This is a genomic window from Achromobacter sp. 2789STDY5608615, assembly GCF_001298995.1.
Taxonomy (GTDB): domain Bacteria; phylum Pseudomonadota; class Gammaproteobacteria; order Burkholderiales; family Burkholderiaceae_B; genus Achromobacter; species Achromobacter insuavis.
On sequence record NZ_CYTY01000069.1, the window covers coordinates 1 to 22452 of the forward strand.

The 22452-nt window shown below is 69.2% G+C and carries 22 protein-coding genes and 2 pseudogenes; 12 read left to right on the forward strand and 12 right to left on the reverse strand.

Annotation, left to right across the window (positions count from 1 at the left end; all coding sequences use genetic code 11):
• From AOZ49_RS33195 to hutG, 6 genes and pseudogenes are all read left to right on the forward strand, one after another.
• Positions 1-210, forward strand: a pseudogene (locus AOZ49_RS33195) (ankyrin repeat domain-containing protein); the annotation flags it as partial.
• A gap of 260 nt (positions 211-470) precedes the next feature.
• A complete protein-coding gene (locus AOZ49_RS30370; RefSeq protein WP_180180236.1) occupies positions 471-1211 on the forward strand; it encodes an IclR family transcriptional regulator in 741 nt (246 codons plus the stop codon).
• A 127-nt stretch (positions 1212-1338) separates the two neighbouring features.
• The gene (locus tag AOZ49_RS30375) at positions 1339-2082 is read left to right on the forward strand and encodes a transporter substrate-binding domain-containing protein (RefSeq protein WP_054435431.1); all 744 of its coding nucleotides are present in this window, start codon (positions 1339-1341) and stop codon (positions 2080-2082) included.
• A pseudogene (locus AOZ49_RS30380) lies at positions 2079-2735 on the forward strand (amino acid ABC transporter permease); the annotation flags it as partial. The gene AOZ49_RS30375 and the pseudogene AOZ49_RS30380, both read left to right, overlap by 4 nt.
• Before the next feature lie 33 nt (positions 2736-2768).
• Positions 2769-3527 carry an amino acid ABC transporter ATP-binding protein gene (locus AOZ49_RS30385; RefSeq protein ID WP_161800450.1) on the forward strand — a complete coding sequence of 253 codons (759 nt, stop codon included), beginning with the start codon at positions 2769-2771 and terminating at the stop codon, positions 3525-3527.
• Complete coding sequence (gene hutG / locus AOZ49_RS30390; protein WP_054479599.1) at positions 3524-4474, forward strand: formimidoylglutamase; 951 nt, start codon at positions 3524-3526, stop codon at positions 4472-4474. The genes AOZ49_RS30385 and hutG overlap by 4 nt, the downstream gene beginning before the upstream one ends.
• Before the next feature lie 81 nt (positions 4475-4555).
• Here the strand turns inward: hutG and AOZ49_RS30395 are convergent, their stop codons facing one another.
• Positions 4556-6229, reverse strand: coding sequence for an FAD-binding oxidoreductase (locus tag AOZ49_RS30395; RefSeq protein WP_054479601.1), 1674 nt, complete (start codon positions 6227-6229; stop codon positions 4556-4558).
• A 425-nt stretch (positions 6230-6654) separates the two neighbouring features.
• Between AOZ49_RS30395 and AOZ49_RS30400 the strand changes: the two genes are divergently transcribed.
• From AOZ49_RS30400 to AOZ49_RS30410, 3 genes are all read left to right on the forward strand, one after another.
• Complete coding sequence (locus AOZ49_RS30400) at positions 6655-7944, forward strand: Glu/Leu/Phe/Val family dehydrogenase (RefSeq protein WP_054479614.1); 1290 nt, start codon at positions 6655-6657, stop codon at positions 7942-7944.
• Between the two features lie 236 nt (positions 7945-8180).
• Positions 8181-9161, forward strand: a complete 981-nt coding sequence (locus AOZ49_RS30405; RefSeq protein ID WP_082380649.1) for a Bug family tripartite tricarboxylate transporter substrate binding protein — start codon at positions 8181-8183, stop codon at positions 9159-9161.
• Positions 9162-9248: 87 nt separating this feature from the next.
• Complete coding sequence (locus AOZ49_RS30410) at positions 9249-10439, forward strand: M24 family metallopeptidase (RefSeq protein WP_054479618.1); 1191 nt, start codon at positions 9249-9251, stop codon at positions 10437-10439.
• Here the strand turns inward: AOZ49_RS30410 and AOZ49_RS30415 are convergent.
• Positions 10432-11391, reverse strand: coding sequence for a LysR substrate-binding domain-containing protein (locus tag AOZ49_RS30415; protein ID WP_054479603.1), 960 nt, complete (start codon positions 11389-11391; stop codon positions 10432-10434). The genes AOZ49_RS30410 and AOZ49_RS30415 overlap by 8 nt on opposite strands.
• Positions 11392-11482: 91 nt before the next feature.
• On the opposite strand from AOZ49_RS30415, the gene AOZ49_RS30420 reads away from it, so the two are divergent.
• Complete coding sequence (locus AOZ49_RS30420) at positions 11483-12010, forward strand: GAF domain-containing protein (RefSeq protein ID WP_231690489.1); 528 nt, start codon at positions 11483-11485, stop codon at positions 12008-12010.
• 5 nt (positions 12011-12015) lie between these two features.
• Positions 12016-12984 (forward strand): Bug family tripartite tricarboxylate transporter substrate binding protein, encoded by a 969-nt coding sequence (locus AOZ49_RS30425; RefSeq protein WP_054479624.1) that lies wholly within the window; start codon positions 12016-12018, stop codon positions 12982-12984.
• A 43-nt stretch (positions 12985-13027) separates the two neighbouring features.
• On the opposite strand, the gene AOZ49_RS30430 is transcribed toward AOZ49_RS30425, so the two are convergent.
• The 6 genes from AOZ49_RS30430 to AOZ49_RS30455 all read right to left on the reverse strand — a co-directional run bounded on the left by AOZ49_RS30430 (position 13028) and on the right by AOZ49_RS30455 (position 17201).
• On the reverse strand, positions 13028-13846 hold the full coding sequence (locus tag AOZ49_RS30430; RefSeq protein WP_054479605.1) for an RsiV family protein: 819 nt from the start codon (positions 13844-13846) through the stop codon (positions 13028-13030).
• Positions 13847-13910: 64 nt separating this feature from the next.
• Positions 13911-14687, reverse strand: a complete 777-nt coding sequence (locus AOZ49_RS30435; RefSeq protein ID WP_054479607.1) for a lipoate--protein ligase family protein — start codon at positions 14685-14687, stop codon at positions 13911-13913.
• Entirely contained in the window at positions 14684-14959 is a 276-nt protein-coding gene (locus AOZ49_RS30440; protein ID WP_054435443.1) for a lipoate protein ligase C-terminal domain-containing protein, read from the reverse strand. Before AOZ49_RS30440 ends, AOZ49_RS30435 begins: the two co-directional genes overlap by 4 nt.
• A 42-nt stretch (positions 14960-15001) precedes the next feature.
• A complete protein-coding gene (locus AOZ49_RS30445; protein ID WP_054479609.1) occupies positions 15002-15466 on the reverse strand; it encodes a GNAT family N-acetyltransferase in 465 nt (154 codons plus the stop codon).
• 11 nt (positions 15467-15477) lie between these two features.
• A complete protein-coding gene (locus AOZ49_RS30450) occupies positions 15478-16176 on the reverse strand; it encodes a glutathione S-transferase N-terminal domain-containing protein (RefSeq protein ID WP_054435446.1) in 699 nt (232 codons plus the stop codon).
• Between the two features lie 125 nt (positions 16177-16301).
• Positions 16302-17201 (reverse strand): DMT family transporter, encoded by a 900-nt coding sequence (locus AOZ49_RS30455; RefSeq protein ID WP_054435450.1) that lies wholly within the window; start codon positions 17199-17201, stop codon positions 16302-16304.
• Between the two features lie 123 nt (positions 17202-17324).
• On the opposite strand from AOZ49_RS30455, the gene AOZ49_RS30460 reads away from it, so the two are divergent.
• Positions 17325-17792, forward strand: a complete 468-nt coding sequence (locus tag AOZ49_RS30460; protein WP_054435452.1) for an Lrp/AsnC family transcriptional regulator — start codon at positions 17325-17327, stop codon at positions 17790-17792.
• A gap of 81 nt (positions 17793-17873) precedes the next feature.
• Here the strand turns inward: AOZ49_RS30460 and AOZ49_RS30465 are convergent, their stop codons facing one another.
• The 4 genes from AOZ49_RS30465 to AOZ49_RS30480 all read right to left on the reverse strand — a co-directional run.
• Positions 17874-18368, reverse strand: a complete 495-nt coding sequence (locus AOZ49_RS30465; protein WP_054435454.1) for a glutathione peroxidase — start codon at positions 18366-18368, stop codon at positions 17874-17876.
• Between the two features lie 15 nt (positions 18369-18383).
• Entirely contained in the window at positions 18384-19586 is a 1203-nt protein-coding gene (locus AOZ49_RS30470) for an MFS transporter (RefSeq protein ID WP_054435456.1), read from the reverse strand.
• A 130-nt stretch (positions 19587-19716) separates the two neighbouring features.
• The gene (locus AOZ49_RS30475; protein WP_054479611.1) at positions 19717-20919 is read right to left on the reverse strand and encodes a DUF1501 domain-containing protein; all 1203 of its coding nucleotides are present in this window, start codon (positions 20917-20919) and stop codon (positions 19717-19719) included.
• 20 nt (positions 20920-20939) lie between these two features.
• A partial coding sequence (locus tag AOZ49_RS30480; protein ID WP_054479612.1) for a DUF1800 domain-containing protein occupies positions 20940-22452 on the reverse strand: 1513 nt, incomplete at its 5' end.

Consider the following 22452-nt stretch of genomic DNA (forward strand, 5'->3'; position numbering starts at 1 on the left):
GAACCGGGCCCGGCCGAGGCCGCCGAGGCGGCGACCGGCGTCGCGCCGGCCGACACCGCTGCGGCGCCGCCCGCCGCGCAGCCCGCGCCGCTGGACGCGCCGCCGCCGCTGGCCCAGCCGGCCGCGCCCGCCAAGCCCGCCAACGCGCCCAATGTGGGCGGCGTGTCCGGGGTGCGGCTGAACAACTACGACAAGCCCGCGACGCCCTGATCCCGGCCGCGTCCCGCTGGTTCCGAAACCCGCCTTCCGGCGGGTTTTTTATTGGCAGTCGCCGGCTGGCGGGCCGGGGCCGCGCAGCTCTGGCGCGCTCTCGGGACGGCGGCCCGGCGTGGCGCTGGCAGGCCTTGCGGATCGGGTTTGTGATCGTGTGTTTCGGGGTTTTCCCTGTAAGTTCTCATTGAGTGGGAAAAATTTCGACCGATACCACCATAAATTGATAATCTCGCCGCCATCACCACCAGGAGAGCTTGTTGATGGATCAGTCGGTAGGGCCGGGCGCGGACCGGGTGCTTTACGTGTTGGCCACGCTGGCCCGGCACGATGGCCCCCTGAGCATCGCCGCGCTGGCCGAGAAGACCGGCCTGGCGCAGAGCACGCTCTACCGCCAGGTGGCCCTGCTCAAGCGCTGGGGCTTCGTCGCCGAGCACGAGGGCGAATACGGCCCCGGTCCGCTGTGCGTGCAACTGGCCTGGGGTTTTGACCAATCCTCGTTCCTGATCCATGAAGCGCAGCCGGACATGGCGGCATTGGCCGCCGCGTCGGGCGAGACCATCGGCCTGCTGGTGGCGGTCAAGGACCAGGCCGTGTGCCTGGACATGGTCGAGAGCCAGCATCCGCTGCGCTGTTCCTTCACCAAGGGCCGCGGCCTGCCGCTGGCGCGCGGCGCCTCGGCCAAGTCGCTGCTGGCCTTCATGCCGGCCCCGCGCCAGCAGGCCGCGCTGGCCATCCTGGCGCGCGAGTCGGGCGTGGATCCGGTGCGCCTGACCGACGAACTCGAGGCCATCCGCGCCCAGGGCTATGCCGTGACCGACAGCGAAGTCGACGCCGGCGTCTGGGGCGTGAGCGTGCCGATCTTCCAGCGCGCCAACCAGGCGGTGGCCTCCATCACGCTGATGGCTCCGTCCACCCGCGCCGCCCAGCGGCCGCAGGCCTTCATCGACCTGACCGTCGCGGCCGCCCGCCGCATCTCGGGCAGGCTGCAGGCGCACTGACGCCGCCGGTTTCCGCCTTCCATGCATTTCACGCTGTCCCCCACATTCCCGCCGCCTCTCTAGACGCCACACCCCACGCCGTACCGATCGCCGTATCCGTATCCACTTCTTCCTATCAGGATTCGCCATGACTACTCGCCGCACCCTGCTGACCGCCGCCCTGACCCTGGGCCTGGCCTGGAGCATGGGCACCGCCCACGCCCAGGAAACCATCCGCGCCGTGACCGACGCCACCTTCCCGCCCATGGAGTTCGTCAAGGACGGCAAGCGCACCGGCTTTGACATCGAATTGGTCGAGGCCCTGGCCGCCGCCATGGGCAAGAAGGTCGAATGGATCGACATCGACTTCAAGGGCCTGATTCCCGCCCTGCAGGCCGGCCGCGCCGACATCGCCGTGTCCGCCATCTACATCACGCCCGAGCGCAGCAAGGTGGTGGACTTCACCGATCCTTACTACGCCGGCGGCCTGGTCGTGCTGACCAAGAAGGACGGCCCGATCAAGACGCTGAAGGACCTGGACGGCCGCAAGGTGTCGGTGCAGGTCGGCACCAAGTCGGTCAACTACCTGAAGGAACACTACCCGTCGGTGCAGCGCGTCGAGGTCGAGAAGAACCAGGAGATGTTCAACCTGGTGCAGATCGGCCGCGCCGATGCCGCCGTGACCGGCAAGCCGGCCGCCAAGCTGTTCGCCCAGAGCACCACCGACCTGACCGTGCTGGCCGACCAGGTCACCACCGAGGACTACGGCATCGCCGTGCCCAAGAACAAGCCGGAGCTGACGCGCGGCCTGAATGAGGCGCTGCAGAAGATCAAGGCCGATGGCAGCTACCAGGCCATCGTCAACAAGTGGTTCGAGGCGCCCGCGAAATGAACCTGGATTTTGCCCCCGTCTTCGCCGACTTCGACGCGCTGGTGCGCGGCGCGGTGGTCACCATCGAGGTGACCGCCGGCGCCTTGCTGCTGGGCTGCGTCATCGGCCTGCTGGTCGGCGTCGGCCGGCTCAACCCGCAACGCCGCATCATCTACAACCTGTGCAGCGTCTACCTGCTGTTCTTTCGCGGCACGCCGTTGCTGGTGCAGCTGTTCATCTGGTTCTTCGGCCTGCCGCAGTTTGGCGTGACGCTGCCGGCGTTCGCCTGCGGCGTGCTGGGGCTGGGCATGTATTCCGGCGCCTACGTGTCGGAAATCGTGCGCGGCGCGATCCAGTCGGTCGACCGCGGCCAGACCGAGGCGGCCCGTTCGCTGGGCATGTCGTCGGGCCAGGCCATGCGCATCATCATCCTGCCGCAGGCGGTGGTGCGCATGATCCCGCCGCTGGGCAACGAGTTCATCGCGCTGATCAAGAATTCGGCGCTGGTGTCGCTGTTGACCATCCATGACCTGATGCACGAAGGGCAGAAGATCATCAGCGTGTCGTACCGCTCGCTGGAAACCTATCTGGTGGTGGCGCTGATCTACCTGGTCCTGACCACGGCCGCCATGTTGATACTGCGCAGGATCGAGCAACGCCTGCGCGCGGGGGGGGATGGTGCAATGAACGCCGCGAATCCGAAAGAAATGATCCGCATCCGCGGCCTGCAGAAATCCTATGGCGACCACGCCGTGCTGCGCGGCATCGACTTCGATGTGCTGCCGTCGCAGGTGGTGGTGGTGATCGGCCCCAGCGGCTCGGGCAAGAGCACGCTGCTGCGCTGCTGCAACGGGCTGGAAGTGGCCCAGGGCGGCACCGTCGAGATCTGCGGCCAGATGCTGCAGAACGAAGGCGAGCAGTTGCCCGAGGCGGCGCTGAACCGCCTGCGCATGCAGGTCGGCATGGTGTTCCAGGGCTTCAACCTGTTCCCGCACCTGTCGGTGCTGGACAACGTCACCGTCGGTCCGCGCACGCTGCGCGGCATGGGCCGCGACGAGGCCAACGCGCTGGCCGAGGACCTGCTGCGCAAGGTCGGCCTGGCGCAGAAGATGTCGGCCATGCCGGCCAGCCTGTCGGGCGGCCAGAAGCAGCGCGTGGCGATCGCCCGCGCGCTGGCGATGCAGCCCAAGGTCATGCTGTTCGACGAACCGACCTCGGCGCTGGACCCGGAACTGGTGGGCGAAGTGCTGCAGGTCATGAAGCTGCTGGCGCGCGAAGGCATGACCATGATGGTCGTGACCCACGAGATGGGCTTTGCCCGCGACGTGGCCGACGTGGTCGCGGTGATGGACGGCGGCGTGATCCTGGAATCGGGCGCGCCCGAGGTCATCTTCAGCCAGCCGCGCGAGGCCCGCACCCGCGAGTTCCTGCAGGCCGTGCTGAGCACGGGGCAGGGGGCGGCATGACGGCGGCGCAACTCGACAGGAGCCTGTGGACCGCGCGCGACGACAGTGCCGAGCGCGGCGACACGCGCCGCCTGGCGCACATCGTCGAGCCGGCCGCGGGCCAGATGCCGGCCGCGGGCGAGCCGGTGCTGCTGGGCTTCGCCTGCGATGCGGGCGTGGCCCGCAACCAGGGCCGCATCGGCGCGGCGGCCGGCCCCGCCGGCATCCGCAAGTACATGGCCGGCCTGCCGGCGCACGGCCTGACGCGCCTGCTGGACGCGGGCGACGTGGCCTGCGAAGGCGACCAATTGGAAGACGCGCAGGAGCGGCTGGGCCTGGCGGTGGCCGACCTGTTGCGCCAGGGCGCCCGCCCGGTGGTGCTGGGCGGCGGCCATGAGATCGCCTGGGGCAGCTTCCAGGGCCTGGCGCGCTGGCTGGCGGACCGGGGCGATGAGGGCCCGGTGCTGGTGCTGAACCTGGACGCGCATTTCGATCTGCGCACCGGCCGGCCGGGCAGTTCCGGCACGCCGTTCGACCAGATCGCGCATTACTGCGAGGCGCAGGGGCTGGCGCTGCAATATGCCTGCCTGGGCGTGTCGCGGCTGGCCAATACGCCGGCGCTGTATGCGCGCGCGGCCGAAGTGGGCGCGGTGTGGGTCGAGGACCGCGACATGCAGGAGCGCCACCTGGCGGCGCGCCTGGCGAACGTCGACGCCTTGCTGGCGCGGGCCCGCCACGTTTACCTCACCATCGACCTGGACGTGCTGCCGGCGGCGGTGATGCCGGGGGTGTCGGCGCCGGCGCCCTATGGCGTGCCGATGGCGGTGATCGAGGAGATCGTGCTGCGCGTCAAGGCCAGCGGCAAGCTGCGCCTGGCCGACATGGCCGAGTACAGCCCGCGCTTCGATATCGACGGCCATGGCGCCCGCGCGGCGGCGCGCCTGGCCTGGCAACTGCTGTCCGCCTGACACGGTCCGCGGCGCGAGATCCGTCGCGGACTTCCCGCCCGCCGTCATGGCCGCTCGCGCGGCGCATGGCGGCGGGCTTTTTCACGCCTGCGGCGCGGCCAGCGGGATCGACATCTCGTGGTGGAAGAGATTGTCGGGATCGACGCTGCGCTTGGTGGCGATCAGCGCGGCGGTCTTGTTGCCGTAGTACAGGTCGAGCCACTGCGGATCGACGTGGCTGTGGCTGGCGTCGGTGTACTTCATGTCGGTGTCGGGGTAATTGATGTAGCACCCCTCGAACGGCGAGCCCGGCTGGTTGCTGGGCTTGCCGCCGTACTGCGCGAAGTACTCGTCGTACAGGTCGGCGATCCACTTGATGTGGAAGGCGTCCTGGGCCGGATCGGTCCAGTACACCTGGAACTGCGACTTCAGCAGCGACGAGCGCTGGCACACGCTGGTCGGGTTGGCCGTCTCGTCGTTGCGGTTGATGCGGCCGCCGTACGAGTCGATCTGCACCAGCGCCTGGTTCAGGCGCGGGTCGTCCGAACCGTTCAGGTATTCCCACATGGCCATGATCTCGACGTCGCTGAAATTGGCCTTGTGATACGCGGACTTGTACTTGCCGCGCTGGTTGCTGCCCGAGCCGTTGATGCTCTGCGTCAGCCACAGCCAGTCCATCTTCTGCGCATCGTTGACCGCATGGGCCAGCATCCGCGGCGCGGGATGGACCACGCGGTGCGACGGGCCGTACCAATGCGTGGACAGGTTGACGGCGGGCGCGGCGCTGGCCGCCGCGTTCATGGTGGCGACGAAGTCCAGGAACGGCTGGTCGCGCGCGCCGCCGACCTTGCCGTCCTTGCCGGTGTACTGGATGCTCAGCACCACGTCGCCGGTCGAGCGATGCTGCACCTTCAGCAGCGTGAACAGGCCGCCGTTGGCCTTGGCCGGGTCGGGGCTGTTCCAGTCGGCGTCGTGGTCGGCGAACCACTGCCAATAAGCGTGCATGAAGCGCGCGAAGTTGGCGCGGCCCGTGGCGCCGGCGCCGAAGCTGGCCCAGGGGTAGGACAGCGACAGCCAGTAGGCTTCCTGCGGCGCGGCGGGCAGGTCGGCGTAGTAGTAGGTCAGGATGATGCCGTAGTTGCCGCCGCCGCCGCCGCGGCAGGCGATGAACAGGTCGCGGTCGGCGCCGGTGCTGTGCAGGTTGACGTGCTTGGCGACCAGCTTGCGCGCGCCCGGGCCTTGCGGCACCAGGATGTCCACGCCCGAGAGCCAGTCCACCGTCAGCCCGTGCAGGCGCGACAGCAGGCCGTAGCCGCCGCCGACGATGTGCCCGCCCGAGCCGACCGAATAGCACGAGCCGCCGGGCAGGGTGCGGTTGGCGGTCTTGTACAGGTCCAGGTAGCCGTCCCAGTTCTGGTTGCCGGACGCGGCCGCGAAGCGGTAGCGCGCGGCGGGATTCCAGGGCGAGGGGATGTCGCCGGCCTCGCGGTAGCGCAGGCCGGTCATCAGGCTCAGGTCGATGATGGCCAGGGGCTGGCCGTGGTCCTGCGGCAGTTTGTTGGCCACGAAGCCTTCGTAGCAGTGGCCGCCGCTGCGCACCGTGATGCGGCAGCCCTGGGCCAGCGCGGCGTTGGCCGCGTCGAGCACGTCCTGCGCGGTCTTGCAGACATAGATGGCGTTGGCGCCCTGGCCCGTGGTGGGGAAGCGCAGGTTGAAACCCTTTTGCAGGGTCGCGTAACGCGGGTCATTGCTGTCAATCAGGGAAAAATCCGACATGCGCACCTCTATGGTTGATTTTCATAAGTGCTGGATGCAAGCGGGCGCCGCCCGCCGGCAACGCGGGATGACAAGCTTTGGAAAGCCGCCGGTGCCGGGTACCGCTAAAACCGGGGCCGGTTGATTCTGGGTCAAGTGGATGACGGTTTCAAGCGGAATGCGACAGGCGCCTGGGCCGGGTTGACACGCGGCTGTGATGTGGCGCCGGTCGAGCGTCGGTGGGGCGGGAGCGGGCAGGGCGGGCGTCCCGCGGGCTGGACGCTGCCGTCGCGCGGGGCTAGGATAGGCGCAGCGTTTCGGCAGGCTCGGTAACGCTCACGGCCTTCATTTCCTTATTGCGTCCCCAATTAATATTTTTTCTTAAAATATGGGGACGCATAAAGGATATGGATAAAATGGCGCAACTTTGTCAGGAGAGCATGTTCATGTCTCAAACTCCCACCCATGCCTTGCCGTCTTATCTGAATGCCGAAGAACTCGGCCCCTGGGGTAATTACCTGCAACAAGTCGATCGGGTCACCCCGTATCTCGGATCGCTGGCGCGCTGGGTCGAGACCCTGAAGCGCCCGAAGCGCTCGCTGATCGTCGACGTGCCGATCGAGCTGGACAACGGCAGCGTGGCCCACTTCGAAGGCTACCGCGTGCAGCACAACACCTCGCGCGGCCCGGGCAAGGGCGGCGTGCGTTTTCACCAGGACGTGACCCTGTCGGAAGTGATGGCGCTGGCCGCCTGGATGTCGGTCAAGAACGCCGCGGTCAACCTGCCGTACGGCGGCGCCAAGGGCGGCATCCGCGTCGACCCGCGCAAGCTGTCGCAATCCGAACTCGAGCGCATGACGCGCCGCTACACCTCGGAAATCGGCGTCATCATCGGCCCGTCCAAGGACATTCCCGCCCCTGACGTGAACACCAACGCCCAGACCATGGCCTGGATGATGGACACGTACTCCATGAACGAAGGCTCGACCGCCACCGGCGTCGTGACCGGCAAGCCGATCGCGCTGGGCGGCAGCCTGGGCCGCGTCGAGGCCACCGGCCGCGGCGTGTTCGTGGTCGGCTGCGAAGCCGCCCGCGACCTGAACATCGACGTGTCCAAGGCGCGCGTGGTGGTGCAGGGCTTCGGCAACGTGGGTGGCACCGCCGCCCGCCTGTTCCATGAAGCCGGCGCCAGGGTCATCGCGGCGCAGGACCACACCGGCACGGTGCACAACGCCGCCGGCCTCGACGTCCACAAGCTGCTGTCGCACGTGTCGCAGCATGGCGGCGTGGGCGGCTTCTCCGGCGGCCAGGCCCTGGACAAGAACGAGTTCTGGACGCTCGAAACCGAATTCCTGATCCCGGCGGCCCTGGAAAGCCAGATCACCGCCGACAACGCCGCCAAGGTGCGCGCCAAGATCGTGGTGGAAGGCGCCAACGGCCCGACCACCCCGGAAGCGGACGACATCCTGGCCGAGAACGGCGTGTGCGTGGTGCCGGACGTGCTGGCCAACGCCGGCGGCGTGACGGTGTCGTACTTCGAATGGGTGCAGGACTTCTCCAGCTTCTTCTGGAGCGAGGACGAAATCAACCAGCGCCTGGAACGCATCATGCGCGAGGCCTACGCCTCGATCGCGCTGATGGCCAAGGAGCACAAGGTGACGCTGCGCACCGCCGCCTTCATCGTGGCTTGCACGCGCATCCTGCAGGCTCGCCAGGTGCGCGGCCTGTACCCGTAAAGTCCTTCTGGCGCCGGGCCCTGGCCCGGCGCCTGGAGGAGCGTGAGGAAGACAACAAGACCGCCCCGCAAGGGGCGGTCTTGTTTTTTGTGGCGCCCGCGCGCGCCATGCAAAAACGCTTATGACTTCCTCAGGTTTATTCATTGGGCGTGCATGCCCGATCTCCCCATAATCATTTCGCGGGCCGTCGTCGCATCGGCGGCCCGGAATTCGAACCATGATCCAAGGGGAAAACCATGTTGAGGGTGTTGTTGCGGCGCGCCTGCGCCACCGGCGCGGCCTGCTTGCTGCTCGCGGCGGGCGGGGCGGCGGCGGCCGCGTATCCGGAGCGCGCGGTCAAGCTCGTCGTGCCGCAGGCCGCGGGCGGCGGTACCGATGTGATCGGGCGTCTGTGGGCCGACTACATGTCGCGCCGGCTCAAGACGGCGGTGGCGGTGGAAAACCGGCCGGGGGCCAACGGCATCCTGGCCGCCAGCTATGTGGCCAAGCAGCCGGCCGATGGCTACACGGTGCTGGTCAGCGGCATTTCGTACCTGGCCTTCAACCCGCACATGTACAAGGATCTGCCTTACCGGCCGGCGCGCGATTTCGATGGCGTCAGCCTGCTGGTCAACACGCCGTTCCTGCTGGTGGCGAGCCGGCAGGCCGGCGTCGATTCGCTCGCGGCGCTGGTGGCCAAGGCCAAGGCCCAGCCCGGCGCGCTGAACTTCGCCTCGGCGGGGCGGGGCAATTCCACCCACCTGGTGGTGGAAATGCTGGCGCGGCGCAGCGGTATCACGCTGACCCACGTGCCCTACAACGGCGCCGCGGCCGGGCTCACCAGCGTGATGGCCGACCAGACCCAGGTGATGGCCGACGTGCTGAACACGGGGGCGGTGCAGGCCAACGCCGGCAAGGTCGTGCCCCTGGCGGTGGTGGGCGGCCGGCGCGTCGCCAGCGTGCCGGGCGTGCCGACCCTGGCCGAACTCGGCATGACCGATTTTCCGCTGCCCGGCTGGTATGCGCTGGTGGTGCCCAAGGGCACGCCGGGCGAGGTGGTCGAACGGCTCAATGCCGAAACGCGGCGCTTTTTCGATGATCCGGCCATCAAGGCGCGGCTGACGGAGCTGCAGCTCGAGCCGCTGCCTTCCACGCCGCAGGCGGTAGCCGAATGGACCGAACGCGACAGCGCCACCTGGGGGCCGCTGATCCGCCAGCTCGGCCTGACCAACGATTGAACCCCTCTCGCGCCGACGGGCTGCGGCTCGATGGGCCCCGGTCCGCGCGCGCGGAGTCTTTTGCCCTATTTCTCAAGGATGTTTGCCATGCCCAAATTGACCAAGGCCGTGTGGGACTATCGCTACGACAAGATGACCGCGCTGATGGACGAACTGGCCGTCGACGCCATCATCTTCACGTCGGCCGACTTCTTCCAGTTCGCCACCAACTTCCACACCGACGTGCTGCCCTGGGAACGCCCGATCTTTGCCGTCGTGCCGCGCAACGGCAAGCCGTTCCTGGTGATGAATGAATTGTCCACGCACCACATGCGGTTTTCGCAGGAGCAGGGCAAGGTCTGGATCACCGACATCAGCTACTACGCGGAACATCCGCGCGTGACCGAGCGCCTGCCGTTGATCACGCAGCTGCCCGAGGTGCTGGCCGCGCGCTTGCGGGCCGCCGGCCTGGCGCGCTCGCGCATCGCGGTGGAAGGCGGCAGCCCGGTGCTGGCGCAACTGGGCCGGTTCCTGCCCGACCTGGCATTGCGCGGCGCGACGGCGGAGTGCCGCGCGCTGCGCTGGCAGAAGCACGCCGAGGAACTGGCGGTGATGGCGGCCGCGGCATCGATTTCCGACTGGATCCAGGACCGCTATCGCGAAAACATCCGACCCGGGCGACTGGTGCAGGAGCTGGATTTCGCCATGGCCTCCCTGTTCGTGCAGGAGGCCGCCGAACGGTTTCCGGGCGAGCACTTCGAAGTGATCCGTTGCTGGACGCTGAGCGGCCCGGCTTCGGCCTCGCCGCATGGCGACGGCGCCTCGTGCGGCGCCCGCATCCAGGAGGGCGACGTGCTGGTGAACATCGTGATTCCGCGCCTGAACGGGCTGACGATCGAGAACGAACGCACCTGGTTCTGCGGCGCGCCGTCGGCCGAGCGGGCGCGCCTGTGGTCGGCGGCCAAGGCGGCCAACGAGGCCGCCATCGCGGCGGCGCGCACCGGCAATCCGGTCTGCGCCATCGACGCCGCGGCGCAGGCAGAGATCGAGAAGGCCGGCTATGCCGGGTTGATCCGCCATCGCACCGGCCATGCCGTGGGCATCATCCACCATGAGTATCCCGAAGACATGGCCTTCAATCAGCGTCCGTTGCTCGACAACGAGGTGTATTCGGCCGAACCCGGCATCTATGCCTATGGCATCGGCGGCTTCCGGCTTGACGATACCGTGGTGGTGGGCGCGACGCCGCGCGTGCTGACGACGACGCCCAAGACGCTGGAGTACGCCACCGTCAGGTAGGCGCGCCGCGGCTGCCGTCCAGGAGGCTGCCTGCCTCTTCGCGCAGCGTCTGCCGCAGGGCCGGCAATACGATGCTGGGCGAATCCGCCGCCCACAGCATGCCGATCGGCCCGAATTCCAGCCGCGCGGGCACATGGACGACGCTGATCAGCTTGCGCTGTTCGTACATGTGCGCCACCGAACTGGCCAGGGTGGCGATGTAGTCGCGGTCCTCCAGCATGGACAGCAACGCCACCAGCGAACTGGTCTCGACCGCCGGCCGCGGTGGCGCCATGCCCGCATCGACCACGGCCCGGTCCAGCTGGACCCGCGACAGGGCGCCGGAGGGCGGCAGCACCCAGGGATAGGCCTGGGTGTCCTCCCAGCGAGGCGCCTCGAGCCGCGCCAGCGGGTGGCCGCGCCGCGCCACCATGCTAAAGGTGTCGGTCATCAGCCATTCGGTGCACAGCCCGGAACGGCTGGCGCGCACGTCGAGCGGGCCGATGATCAGGTCGATCTCGCGCCGCTCGACCCGTTCGATGAGGGGATCGAGCAAGCCTTCGACCAGTTCGATCTGCACATTGGGCGCGTGCTGGTGCAGGGCGGCGATGGCGCGTGGCAGCAGCACGGGCGCGGCCGACAGGATCGTGCCGATATGCAGGCGGCCGGCCACACCGTCCTTGACGGCCTCGACCTCTTCCCCGGTGCGCGCGGTATCGCCCAGCACGCGGCAGGCATAGCGCCACAGGGCGCGGCCGGCCTCGGTCAGCGCGAGCGTGCGGCCCCGCGTGAACAGCGGCGTGCCCACCAGGTCTTCCATGTCGCTCAACCAGTGCGAAAGCGCGGGCTGTGTCATGTGCATGGCCTTGGCGGCCGCGGTGATGCTGGCGGCGCTTTCCAGGGCCGTCAGCACTTGCAGGTGCCGCAGCTTCAGGCGGCGGGTCCAGGGCGGGGGAGTGGGGCTTGCATCCATGCGGAAATGGTAATGGCGTTCTCAGTTTTATTCATTAGTGGTTTATGGGTATTGCCCGCCACAATGCCTGCTCCCAGTACGAGACGCCGCCATGATGCAAGCCCGCAGCACCCCGCCGCACGCCGAATCCCTGACCCTGTTGGCGCAGGCATTGGCCGCCGACGCGCAACCGGCGCGGGGGTTGCGGGCGCTGGCCGAGGCGCTGGCGTCGCGGGTGGGCTATCGCTTGTTCACGGTGCTGGTGCTCGATCGCGAGGCGGCCCTGAGCAGGCGGTATTTTTCGAGCGCGCCGGCGGCCTATCCGCCCGGTGGCGCCAAGCCGATCCGCGAAGACAGCGAGTTCTTCGCCGCCGTGGTGCAGGCCGGCGTGCCGCGTATCTGCAATGACCGCGCCGCCTGCGAAAAGGCATTCGCCGACCACGAGCTGATTCGATCGCTGGGTTGCGAGAGCGCCGTCAATGTGCCGGTGCGCTGGGACGGCCAGACCATCGCCTCGTTGAATCTGCTGCACGAGGCCGGCTGGTATCGGCGCGACATGCTGGACGAACTGCGCTGGTATGCGGCGCTGTCCATTCCGGTCATCCACAGGATTCTCCAAACCACACGACAACAAGGGTGAACACCATGAAAGCGCTCCGTCCCGCCATTGCGGCATTACTGCTGTCCGCCGTCCTGCCGCCCGCGCTGGCGGCCGATGCCTATCCGGTCAAACCGATCACCATCGTCTATCCGTATGCGCCGGGGTCGGCCCCCGATACGATGACGCGCCTGCTCGCCGAGGCCATGTCCAGGCGCCTGGGGCAGCCGGTGATCGTGGAGAGCAAGCCGGGCGCGGGTGGATCGATCGCCACCGAGCACGTCGTCAGGGCCGCGCCCGACGGCTACACGCTTTTGCTCAGCGCCAGCGGCACCATCGCCGTCAATCCCCATCTCTACAAGCTGCGCTACAACCCGGTGCAGGACCTGGCGCCGATCTCCATCGCGGTGGAGGTGCCGTTCGTCTTCGTGGTGGGCAAGGGCTTCGCGGCGCAGGACTACGCGGCGTTCAAGGCGCTGAGCCACCAGAAGCCCGGCGGGTTGACCTCGGCCAACGCCGGCCTGGGCACGCAGGCCCACCTGACGCAGGCGTCCTTCGCCAAACTGGCCGACGTCAACCTGGGCATCGTCGGCTACAAGGGCGCCGCGCCGGCGGTCAATGACGTGCTGGGGGGACACGTGGATTCGATGATGGACAACGCGGCGTCCCAGATTCCCTATGTCACGACGGGCAAGACCACCGCCTTGTTCGTGACCAGCGACTATCGGTTCGATGGCTATCCCGACGTGCCCACGGCCAGGGAGCTGGGCATCACGGGCCTGGTGCCGGCCGGCTGGTTCGGGCTGGCGGCGCCCAAGGGCACGCCCGCCGGGGTGATCGGCACGCTGCGGTCCGCGTTGGCGGCCAGCCTGGAGGAACCGGTGATGCGGCAAAAGCTCAAGGCCCTGGGCTGGGCGATCGTGGCCAGCACGCCCGAGCAGGCGCTCGAGCGGGCGCGCGTGGACTACGACCGGCTTGGGCAGGTAGTGCGCGATATCGGGCTGCAGCCGAACTGAATGCCGCCGGCGCCGCGTCGGCGCGGCGCCGGGCAAGGCCGCTTCAGGACTTCGGCAGCAGTTCCGGCTTGAGGATGCCGCGCAGGTCCGCGTAGGGGATGCTCAGCTCGGGCTCGCCGTACGAATACGGCGCGATCGAGTAGGCGTCGTACTTGACCACGATGCCGTCGCGCGTGAGCGCGAAGTTGTCGCTTTCCTGGAACGGCCACATCTTGTTGTAGGCGGCCGGGTCGCGCTTGGCGTCGCTGTTGCCGGCCAGCCACTTGGCGTGGGCCCGCTGCAGCGCGGCGACGTATTCGGCGCGGCGGCCGGGAATCAGGGCCTCGTCCAGCGCCATGACGCGGCCGCGGCTGCGCTCCCAGTTCAGGTACTGGGTGGCCGGAATGCCGTGCGCGGCGCCGGTCAGGAACTGCTCGGTGTGCAGTTCGATCGAGACGATGTCGCCGACGGTGTCCTTGACGCTGGCCTTGAAGTAGGTGGCGTCGCGCGGGCGCGCGGTGGACCAGAAATACTGCGTGTATTCCGACAGCGTCTCGTAGGGGCCGCGACGGTTGGCGTCGGTGCCGGTCATGTAGGCCAGCACGTGGTCGACCAGCGCGCTCAGCTTGGGGATGCCGGGGAAGGCCACGCTGTCGATCTCGATGCGCGGACAGTCGCCCTTGCAGTCGGGCTTGTTGGACGCCCACTTGATGCGCTCGGTGGACAGGTCGCCGATCTTCTCGGGCGTGGCCGTGCTGGCGGCCGCCGTCGGCGACTCCAGCGTGATGTTGGCGGGGGGCGAACTGCCGCAGCCGGCCAAGGCCAGCAGGGCGGCTCCCAGGACCGCGGCGGACAGGCCGCGCGGCGTGCGGGGACGACGCATTGAACTACCTCCAGAAAACCCGGCCGCGCGCGGGCGCGGCCGTCCAACGGTTACCCGCGGCGGATCAGGGAACCACCGCGGTCCATTCGGGCGTGGAGAACTTCTCGGCGGCCTGGGCCTCGGCCTGCGCCAGCGTGGCGGCGCCCAGCTGGCCCGGCGTCAGCCGGTGCAGGCCGGCGAAGGTGTCCACCATGCGCTGGATGATGACTTCCCGCGCCAGCCCGGTCTGGGTGCGCAGCGGGTCGACGCGCTTCTTGGCGCTGGTGGTGCCCTTGTCCGACAGTTTCTCGCGCCCGATGCGCAAGACTTCCACCATTTTATCGGCGTCGATGTCGTAGGACATGGTGACGTGGTGCAGCACCGCGCCGGCGCGGCGGGCCTGGGCGGCGCCGCCGATCTTGCCGATGTCCGAGGCGATGTCGTTGAGCGGCTGGTACCAGGCCTTGATGCCCAGCCCCTGCAGCGCCTGCAGCACCCAGGCGTCCAGGAACGCATGGCTTTCCTGGAAACTCATGCCGTGCACCAGCGCCTGCGGCGCGCTCAGCGAATAGGTGATGCTGTTGCCCGGCTCGATGAACATCGCGCCGCCGCCGCTGACGCGGCGCACGACCTCGATGCCGTGGCGCCGGGCGCCCTCGGGGTCGACTTCGTTCTTGAGAGATTGGAAGCGGCCGATCACGACCGCGGGCGCCGACCATTCCCAGATGCGAAGGGTGGGCGGGCGCGTGCCGGCGCCGACCTCGTCGGTGATGACGGCGTCCAGCGCCATGTGCAGCGCGGGGCGTTGCGGCGCTTCGTGGATCAGCTGCCAGTCGTAGTCGTTCCAGTCGGTGCGGGTCATGCCAGCGCCCTCCGCAGCACCACGGCCACGGCCTCGGCCGAGAAACCGAACATCTCGGTATCGGCGGGCAGCGCCGACTGCACCGCCAGCGCCAGTTCCAGTTCGCCGGCGTCGGCGGGCAGGCCGTTCAGGCCGCGGTTGATGGCTTCCAGCGCCTCGGGCGGTTCCAGGAAGAAATCGCCGCTGATGCGGACATCGGCCAGGCGGCCATCGCGGACTTCCAGGTCCGCGACCACCAGCTTGCCGCCGGGGACTTTGTATTCGCCGTGCATGGGGCGCTCCTTTGTGTATCAGGCCTGGCGCCGGGGGCGGCGCTACAGGCTCAGTTTCATGCCGTCGTGGCTGGCCACGAAACCCAGGCTTTCGTAGAAGCGGCGGGCGTCGGGCCGGGCGCGGTCGGTGGTCAGCTGCACCATCTCGCATCCCTGCGAGCGGCACTGCTCGATGGCCCACTCGAACATGGCGCGTCCCAGGCCCTGGCCGCGCGCCGACGAGGCGATGCGCACGCTCTCGATCTGTCCGCGCCATTGGCCCAGCCGCGACAGGCCGGGTATGAACGATAACTGCAAACAGCCGACCAGGCGCGCGTCGCGCTCGACCACCGCGAAGAACTGGTTCGGGTCCTGCTCGATGGCGGCAAAAGCCGCAGTGTAGCGGGGGTTGAGCGGAATCGAGGGATCTTCGCGCCTGGCGCCCAGTTCGTCGTCGGCCAGCATGGCCACGATCTCGGGCAGGTCGCCCAGGCGCGCGCGGCGGAACCGTAGCGGGGAATCGGTCATGGCGGCCTCGCTCAGCGCACGTTCTGGGCGGTCTGGCCGAACAGGATGCGGCGCGATTCGTCGTCGCTGACGGACGGCGCGGTGTTGACCTTGTCGGCCAGCGCGTAGGCGCGCTGCACGGCCGGACGCGCGGCGATGGCGTCGAACCAGCGCTTCAGGTGCGGGAAGTCATTCAGGTCCTGGCCCTGCTTGGCGTGCGGCACGATCCAGGGGTAGGCCGCCATGTCGGCGATGGAGTAGTCGCCGGCGACGAATTCGCGGTCGGCCAGGCGCTTGTTCAGCACGCCGTAGAGGCGGTTGGTTTCCTTGACGTAGCGTTCGATGGCGTAGGGGATGCGCTCGGGCGCGTAGCCGGAGAAGTGGTGGTTCTGGCCGGCCATGGGGCCCAGGCCGCCCATCTGCCAGAACAGCCATTGCGAGACCTCGGCGCGGCCGCGCAGGTCGGCGGGCAGGAAGCGGCCGGTCTTTTCGGCCAGGTACTGCAGGATGGCGCCGGATTCGAACAGCGACAGCGGCGCGCCGCCGTCGGCGGGCTGCTGGTCGACGATGGCCGGAATGCGGTTGTTGGGCGCGATGGCCAGGAACGCGGGCTTGAACTGGTCGCCCTTGCTGATGTTGACCGGGTGGATCTCGTACGGCAGCCCGGTTTCTTCCAGGAAGATCGTGATCTTGTGGCCGTTGGGGGTGGTCCAGTAATAGAGATCGATCATGGGGATTCCTTAGCGTCTTGGCGCCGCCGGCCACTGCCGGCGGATCGGAAGGCCCATGATAGCGGCGCCCCGGGCGGGCGGCCGAATACCCGGGGGCGCGGTGCGGGTTTGGCCCGCGCCCCGGCTCAGGCCGCGCCGGGCCGGGCGCCGCCGCGCAGGCGCCACTGCCAGTTCAGGCTGACGCCGGCGGCCGCCAGGAAGATCATGGCCACGCCCAGCACCTGGGTGGCGTCCATGCGGTGGCCGTACACCACCAGGTCCAGCAGGATCGCCACGGCCGGGTAGATGAAGCTGAGGGCGGCGGTCGAGGTAGTGGGCAGCTTCTGGATCGCCGAATACATCAGGATGTACATCAGGCAGGTGTGGACCAGGCCCAGCGCCACCAGGTAGCCCCATTGCAGCGGGGCGGCCGGCAGCGCCTGGAAGTCGGCCATCGGCAGCAGCATCACCGCGCCCAGCGTCACCTGCACCAGCGCCAGCACCTGCGGCGGGATGCCCTTCAGGCGCTTGACGATGACGGCGGTGATGCCATAGAGCGCCGCCGCGCCCAGCCCCAGCAGCAGGCCCGACAGGTAGGCGTCGCCGCCGCTGTGGTCGGTGAGCTTGAGCACCAGCAGCAGGCCGGCGAAGGCGATCACCGACCAGGCCAGCTTGCCGCGCGTGGGCCGTTCGCCCAGGAACAGCGCGCCCAGGCCGATCAGGAAGAAGGGCTGCACGTTGTAGACGGCGGTGGCCAGTGAGATCGACGCCAGCCGGTAGGCCGAGAACAGCAGCACCCAGTTCAGCACCAGCGCGGCGCCGGCGGCCAGCGCCAGCGCCAGGGTGCGGGCGGTGAACAGCCCGGGCTTGAGCAGGCCGCGGGCCCAGCAGTACAGGAACAGCGACAGGGCGCCGAAGACGCAGCGGAAGAACACCACGTTCCAGGCGCTCTGGCCGGATTCCAGGACGAACACGCCCAGGGTGCCGGACAGGGTCATGGCGGCGGCCATCTGGGCCAGGCCGAGGCGATCGGATGAGGGGGACATGGAAGGCTCCAGGGGGGCCGCGCGGTCCACGATTCGATGGAGAAATTATCCCAGGCCGATCGGGCCGGTTATATGATGTTGCTGTGCCGGTTTGGCCTGTCAACCTTCGTTCGGGTGGAATTTATGCAGAATGACCTAAAGAATGAAAACCCCGTCCTGGATGGTATCGACCGCCGCCTGGTCGAGGCGCTGACGGCCAACGCGCGCACCACCACCGCCGACCTGGCGCGCCAGGTCGGCATGTCCGCGCCGAGCGTGGCCGACCGCCTGCGGCGACTGGAGGAATCGGGCGTGATCCGCGCCTATACCCTGGACGTGGACCCGGTGGCGCTGGGCTACACGCTGGAGGCGATCGTGCGCATCCGGCCGCTGCCGGGCCAGTTGCGGCGGGTCGAGGGGCTGATCCAGGAGATCCCGCAATTCGTGGAATGCGACAAGGTCACGGGCGACGACTGCTTCATCGCGCGCGTGGTGCTGCGCTCGATCACCCACCTGGACGGCATCCTGGAGCGCGTGACCGAGTTCGCCGAGACCAACACCGCTATCGTCAAGGCGCACACGGTGCGCCGCCGGCTGCCGCCGTTGCGCTGAGGGGTGCGGGCTGGGCAAGGCGGCGGCTGGACGCCGCGCCGGGGACGGGCTGGCGCGACGCGTCGGCCAGGCCAGGGCGATTCAGGCGGCGGGCGCCGCCAGGGCGCGGACGATGTCGTCCTTCAGGCCGGCCGGCGTGTCGGTGGGGGCGTAGCGCTTGATCACCTGGCCGTCGCGGCCCACCAGGAACTTGGTGAAGTTCCACTTGATGCCCTCGGTGCCGAAGACGCCGGGCTTTTCGCCCTTGAGCCAGCGGTACAGCGGGTCGGCGTCGGCGCCGTTGACGTCGATCTTGGCGAACAGCGGGAAGGTGATGTCGTACTGCGTGGTGCAGAAGTCGAGGATCTCGGCCTCGTTGCCCGGCTCCTGGCGGCCGAACTGGTCGCAGGGAAAGCCCAGCACCGTCAGGCCGTCGTCGCGCAGCGCGCGGTACAGATCTTCCAGGCCCGAGTACTGCGGCGTGAAGCCGCATTTCGAGGCCACGTTCACCACCAGCAGTACCCGGCCGCGGTAGGCGGACAGGGGCTGGTCGGCGCCGTGGATGTCGCGGGCCGAGAAATCGTAGATCGTGCTCATGCGGGCTCCTTGGGGTCAGGCGTCGGAACGGGACGAGGCCAGCGCGCCGGTCTGCGGCGGCTGCGTCATCCCGGCGTGGCGCCCATAGTAGCGCGTGCCCCACAGGGTCAGCAGCAACACCGCCGCGGTGATGGCCGCGGACATCCACGGCAGGTCGGTCAGCGGCAGGCCGTGGCCCAGCGCCAGGCTGCCGAGCCAGGCGCCGCCGGCGTTGCCCAGGTTGAAGGCGCCCTGGTTCAGGGTCGAGGCCAGGTTGGGCGCCTCGGCCGCCTGGTCGACGATCAGCGTCTGCAGCAGCGGCACCACGGCAAAGCCCAGCGTGCCCCAGATGAAGGTCATCACCAGCATCGGCGCCAGCGCGTGGATGGCCTGGCTCAGCGCCAGGAACACCAGCAGCAGGCCCAGGAAGATGCGGCGCAACGACACTTCCAGATTGCGGTCGCCCAGCTTGCCGCCGAGCGTGCTGCCCACCGTGAGCGCCACGCCGAACAGCAGCAGCACGCCGGTCACGCCGCGTTCGGACACGCCGGTGATGTCGCGCAGGATCGGCGCGATATAGGTCAGCACGCAGAACAGCGCGGCCGAGGCCAGCACGCTGGCGACCAGCGGCCACAGCACGCGCACGTCGCGCAGCACGCGGAATTCACGCAGGATGTTGCCGGGTTGCATCGGGATGCGGCCGGGCAGCCACGCGGCCAGCGCCGCCACCGCGGCCAGCCCGATGCCGCTGACCACCCAGAAGGTCGAGCGCCAGCCCGCCACCTGGCCCAGCGCGGTGCCCAGCGGCACGCCCAGCACGTTGGCCAGCGTCAGGCCGGTGAACATCAGCGCGATGGCGCTGGAGCGCTGGTGGCGCGGCACCAGGTCGGCCGCCACCACCGCGCCGATGCCGAAGAAGGCGCCATGGCAGAAGGCGGTGAAGACGCGCGCGGCCATCAGCGTGCCGTAGCCCGGCGCCAGCGCACAGAGCAGGTTGCCCAGCACGAAGGTGCTGGCCAGGCCGATCAGCGTGGCCTTGCGCGGCATGCGCGCGGTGATGATGGCCATGATGGGCGCGCCGATCACCACGCCCATGGCGTAGCCCGTGATCAGCAGGCCGGCGATGTCGATGCTGACGTCCAGGTCGGCGGCAACGTTGGGCAGGAGGCCCATGATGACGAATTCGCTGGTGCCGATGCCGAAAGCGGCGGCGGCCAGCGCGATGAGATGCAGGGGCATGTAAAACCGGGGAGAGGGCCGGGCGCACGGGGCCGCGGCGACAGGGAAGGGTGCGCGGATTTTAGAGCAGCCGCTCGCGCGCGCCGCCGCAAATCCCTGTCGCCGATGCGGGTATACCCTTGGCCTGCATTCAGACCAGTTTCAGGTCCAGCGGCGGGGCGCCCGGGAACACCTGCGCCAGCCGGGCCGGCGGCAGGCCGTACAGGCGCGAGAACAGGCCGGCGAACAGCGCGCGGTATTCATTGAGCACCGGGTAGTCGCGGTCCTGGAACAGGGTCTCGCGTTTGACCGGGACCTGGCGGCCGGCAATGCGGCCGCCCTGCACATTGCCCCCCAGCACCCAGTAGACCGTGCCGTGGCCATGGTCGGTGCCCTTGTTGCCGTTCTCGCGGAAGGTGCGGCCGAATTCGCTGATGACGACCACCGTGGCCTGCTTCCAGGCCGGGCCCATGGCATCGGCGTAGCCAGCCAGCGCCCGCCCCAGCTGGCCGAGCCGGTTGGCCAGCATGCCGCTGGCGTTGCCCTGGCCGACGTGCGTGTCCCAGCCGCCGACGTCGACGAAGCCGAGGTTGTAGCTGTCGCGCATGAAGCGGCCGATGCGGCGCGCTTCCTGCTCCAGCCTGTCGGCCGACACGGCGTTGCCGCTGGCGGCCTCCATTTCCGCGTCGAGTTCGGCGCGCGTGGCGCCCATGATGCGCTGGCCCTCGGCGACCGAGGCGCCCAGGTCGGTGTGCTGGTACATCGCGGCGATGGCGCGGTTGTCGGCCTCGGACAGGCGCGACTTGCGGGCCGCGCCGCCCAGGTCGATGTTGGGCACGCGCTCGGCGCCGCGGAAGATCTGCGGCACCTCGGTGGTGAAGGCGGCCGCCTGCATGCCCTTGCCGTCGAGCGCGGCGGCCAGGCGGTTCAGGAAGCCCGAACGGAAGTCGCCGTTCCTGTCCCGGGCCGCGCCCTGGCCGAGTTCGATGCGGTTCTGGGTCTCGAAGTGGCTGCGGCTGGTGTCGTCGGTGCCGGCGAACGGCACGAAGGCCAGCTGGCGCTTCTGGTAGAAGGGCATCAGGCTTTCGGCCAGCGCCGGGTGCAGGGCCCAGCCGTCGGCCAGGGGCAGGGCGGCGCCGGCACCGCTGCCGGGCCTGGCGATGGCGATGCTCGGGCGCGACTCGTAATAGAAGTCGCTGCCGGCCGGCACCAGCAGGCTGGCGGCGTCGTAGGCGCCGCGCATGAAGACGACCAGCAGCTTGTTGCCGGCGGCGGCCGGCGCGGCGTACAGGCGGCTGGCGCCGGCGACGAGCGGCGCCGAGGCCAGGAGTTGCAGGATGCGGCGGCGATGCATGATGTGTCTCCCGCGGCGGGTCAGCGCCGCATGAATTCGGGCGAGGCCAGCAGATAGGTGTTGGCGTCCTTGGGGTTCTTCGCCTGCGCGATGGCGTCGCGGGTGGCGGGCGACAGGCGCGCGAACAGGCCGTCGGCGGCGTTCTCGCGCAGCAGGTCGGGCAGGCGCGGCAATTCCACCGGCCCCTTGTCGTCGCCCTCGCGGTAGAAGGCCTGCGGCGCGGCGGCGATGGCGCGCGCCACTTCGAAGCGCGCGGTCATCTGGCCCGAGCCGGCCCAGTCCGACTGCGCCTGCGGATAGCCGTCGGGCGTCAGGCGCTGGTTCAGCGGCTGGCCCAGCTGCCTGAGCATGGCCATGGCCGGGCGCGGATTGGCGATGGGAGGCAGGTCGGCGTAGGTCAGCCGCAAGGCCGAGTACACGTAATGCACGGGGTCCTTGAACACGCCGGTCCTGAGCGACTGCGTGAATTCCGGCGAGCCGTACAGCGTCTGCAGCGTGGCGGCGATGTCGCCGTCGCTGGCCTGGAAGGTGCGGGCCATCCTGTCGATGACCGAGGCCGGCGGCGCGTCGCCCATGAAGTAGGCGGCCAGCTTGGCGCTGATGAAGCGCGCGGTGGCGGGATGGCGCGCCAGCAGGTCGACCGCCTCGTCGACCTCGGCCAGGCCGGCGCCGCGGATCGTGTGGCCCAGGAACTGCTTGTCGCCGTAGTCGTGGCGCGCCGGGTTGAACAGGAACAGGCCGTCCAGCACCACCTGGCCGCGCAGCGCCGGCCGCACCTTGGGCGGGCCTTCCTGGTTGTGGATGCCCAGGCCGGTGAGAATCCGCGCCAGTTCCTGCACGTCGGCCTGCGTGTAGCCGCCCTTGACGCCCAGCGTGTGCAGCTCCATCAGTTCGCGCGCGTAGTTTTCATTGATGCGGCCCACGGCGTTCTGAGTGTTGTCCAGGTACACCAGCATCGCCGGCGAACGCAGCGTGGCCGCCAGCAGGTCGCGGAACTTGCCGAGCGCGTGCGGGCGGATGGCGCGTTCCTCATACTGGTTGATATAGGTGCCGACGTCGTTCTTGGCCGCATAGACGTTGAAGTGGTTCATCCAGAACCAGGTCATCTGCTCCTGCAATTGATTGGGCGAGTACAGCGCGCGGTAGAGCGCGCGGCTGGCGGTGTCGTCGGCGCGCTGGCGCGAGATGGCGCGGGCGTCGCGCTGGGCCTGCTGCCTGGCGTCGGGGGCGGCGTCCTTGGCGCCCTGGCGCAGGCCGCGCTGTTCGGCGTGCGCGTCCTCGGCGCTCTGGCGCGAGATCGACAGCGCGTCGATGCGTTGCTGCACGGCGGCGGGCAGGCGCGCCCCGGGATCGGGATGCAGCTGCGCCTGCAGATAGCGCTGCGGGCCGAGTTCGCGCATGCGCGCCAGCTCGGCCGGGGTGGCGCCCCAGGTGATGCGGTTGACCAGCGCGGCGTCAAGCGCCTGGGCGTCGGCTTCGTGGCCGGTGGCGGCGGGCTTGGGCGCGGCGGGCGGCGGGGCCGTGCCGGGGGGG

Coding starts and splice junctions, on each gene's coding strand:
- AOZ49_RS30375 (WP_054435431.1), top strand. CDS start 1,339: ATGACTACTCGCCGCACCCTGCTGACCGCCGCCCTGACCCTGGGCCTG.
- AOZ49_RS30385 (WP_161800450.1), top strand. CDS start 2,769: ATGATCCGCATCCGCGGCCTGCAGAAATCCTATGGCGACCACGCCGTG.
- hutG (WP_054479599.1), top strand. CDS start 3,524: ATGACGGCGGCGCAACTCGACAGGAGCCTGTGGACCGCGCGCGACGAC.
- AOZ49_RS30395 (WP_054479601.1), bottom strand. CDS start 6,229: ATGTCGGATTTTTCCCTGATTGACAGCAATGACCCGCGTTACGCGACC.
- AOZ49_RS30400 (WP_054479614.1), top strand. CDS start 6,655: ATGTCTCAAACTCCCACCCATGCCTTGCCGTCTTATCTGAATGCCGAA.
- AOZ49_RS30405 (WP_082380649.1), top strand. CDS start 8,181: ATGTTGAGGGTGTTGTTGCGGCGCGCCTGCGCCACCGGCGCGGCCTGC.
- AOZ49_RS30410 (WP_054479618.1), top strand. CDS start 9,249: ATGCCCAAATTGACCAAGGCCGTGTGGGACTATCGCTACGACAAGATG.
- AOZ49_RS30415 (WP_054479603.1), bottom strand. CDS start 11,391: ATGGATGCAAGCCCCACTCCCCCGCCCTGGACCCGCCGCCTGAAGCTG.
- AOZ49_RS30420 (WP_231690489.1), top strand. CDS start 11,483: ATGATGCAAGCCCGCAGCACCCCGCCGCACGCCGAATCCCTGACCCTG.
- AOZ49_RS30425 (WP_054479624.1), top strand. CDS start 12,016: ATGAAAGCGCTCCGTCCCGCCATTGCGGCATTACTGCTGTCCGCCGTC.
- AOZ49_RS30430 (WP_054479605.1), bottom strand. CDS start 13,846: ATGCGTCGTCCCCGCACGCCGCGCGGCCTGTCCGCCGCGGTCCTGGGA.
- AOZ49_RS30435 (WP_054479607.1), bottom strand. CDS start 14,687: ATGACCCGCACCGACTGGAACGACTACGACTGGCAGCTGATCCACGAA.
- AOZ49_RS30440 (WP_054435443.1), bottom strand. CDS start 14,959: ATGCACGGCGAATACAAAGTCCCCGGCGGCAAGCTGGTGGTCGCGGAC.
- AOZ49_RS30445 (WP_054479609.1), bottom strand. CDS start 15,466: ATGACCGATTCCCCGCTACGGTTCCGCCGCGCGCGCCTGGGCGACCTG.
- AOZ49_RS30450 (WP_054435446.1), bottom strand. CDS start 16,176: ATGATCGATCTCTATTACTGGACCACCCCCAACGGCCACAAGATCACG.
- AOZ49_RS30455 (WP_054435450.1), bottom strand. CDS start 17,201: ATGTCCCCCTCATCCGATCGCCTCGGCCTGGCCCAGATGGCCGCCGCC.
- AOZ49_RS30460 (WP_054435452.1), top strand. CDS start 17,325: ATGCAGAATGACCTAAAGAATGAAAACCCCGTCCTGGATGGTATCGAC.
- AOZ49_RS30465 (WP_054435454.1), bottom strand. CDS start 18,368: ATGAGCACGATCTACGATTTCTCGGCCCGCGACATCCACGGCGCCGAC.
- AOZ49_RS30470 (WP_054435456.1), bottom strand. CDS start 19,586: ATGCCCCTGCATCTCATCGCGCTGGCCGCCGCCGCTTTCGGCATCGGC.
- AOZ49_RS30475 (WP_054479611.1), bottom strand. CDS start 20,919: ATGCATCGCCGCCGCATCCTGCAACTCCTGGCCTCGGCGCCGCTCGTC.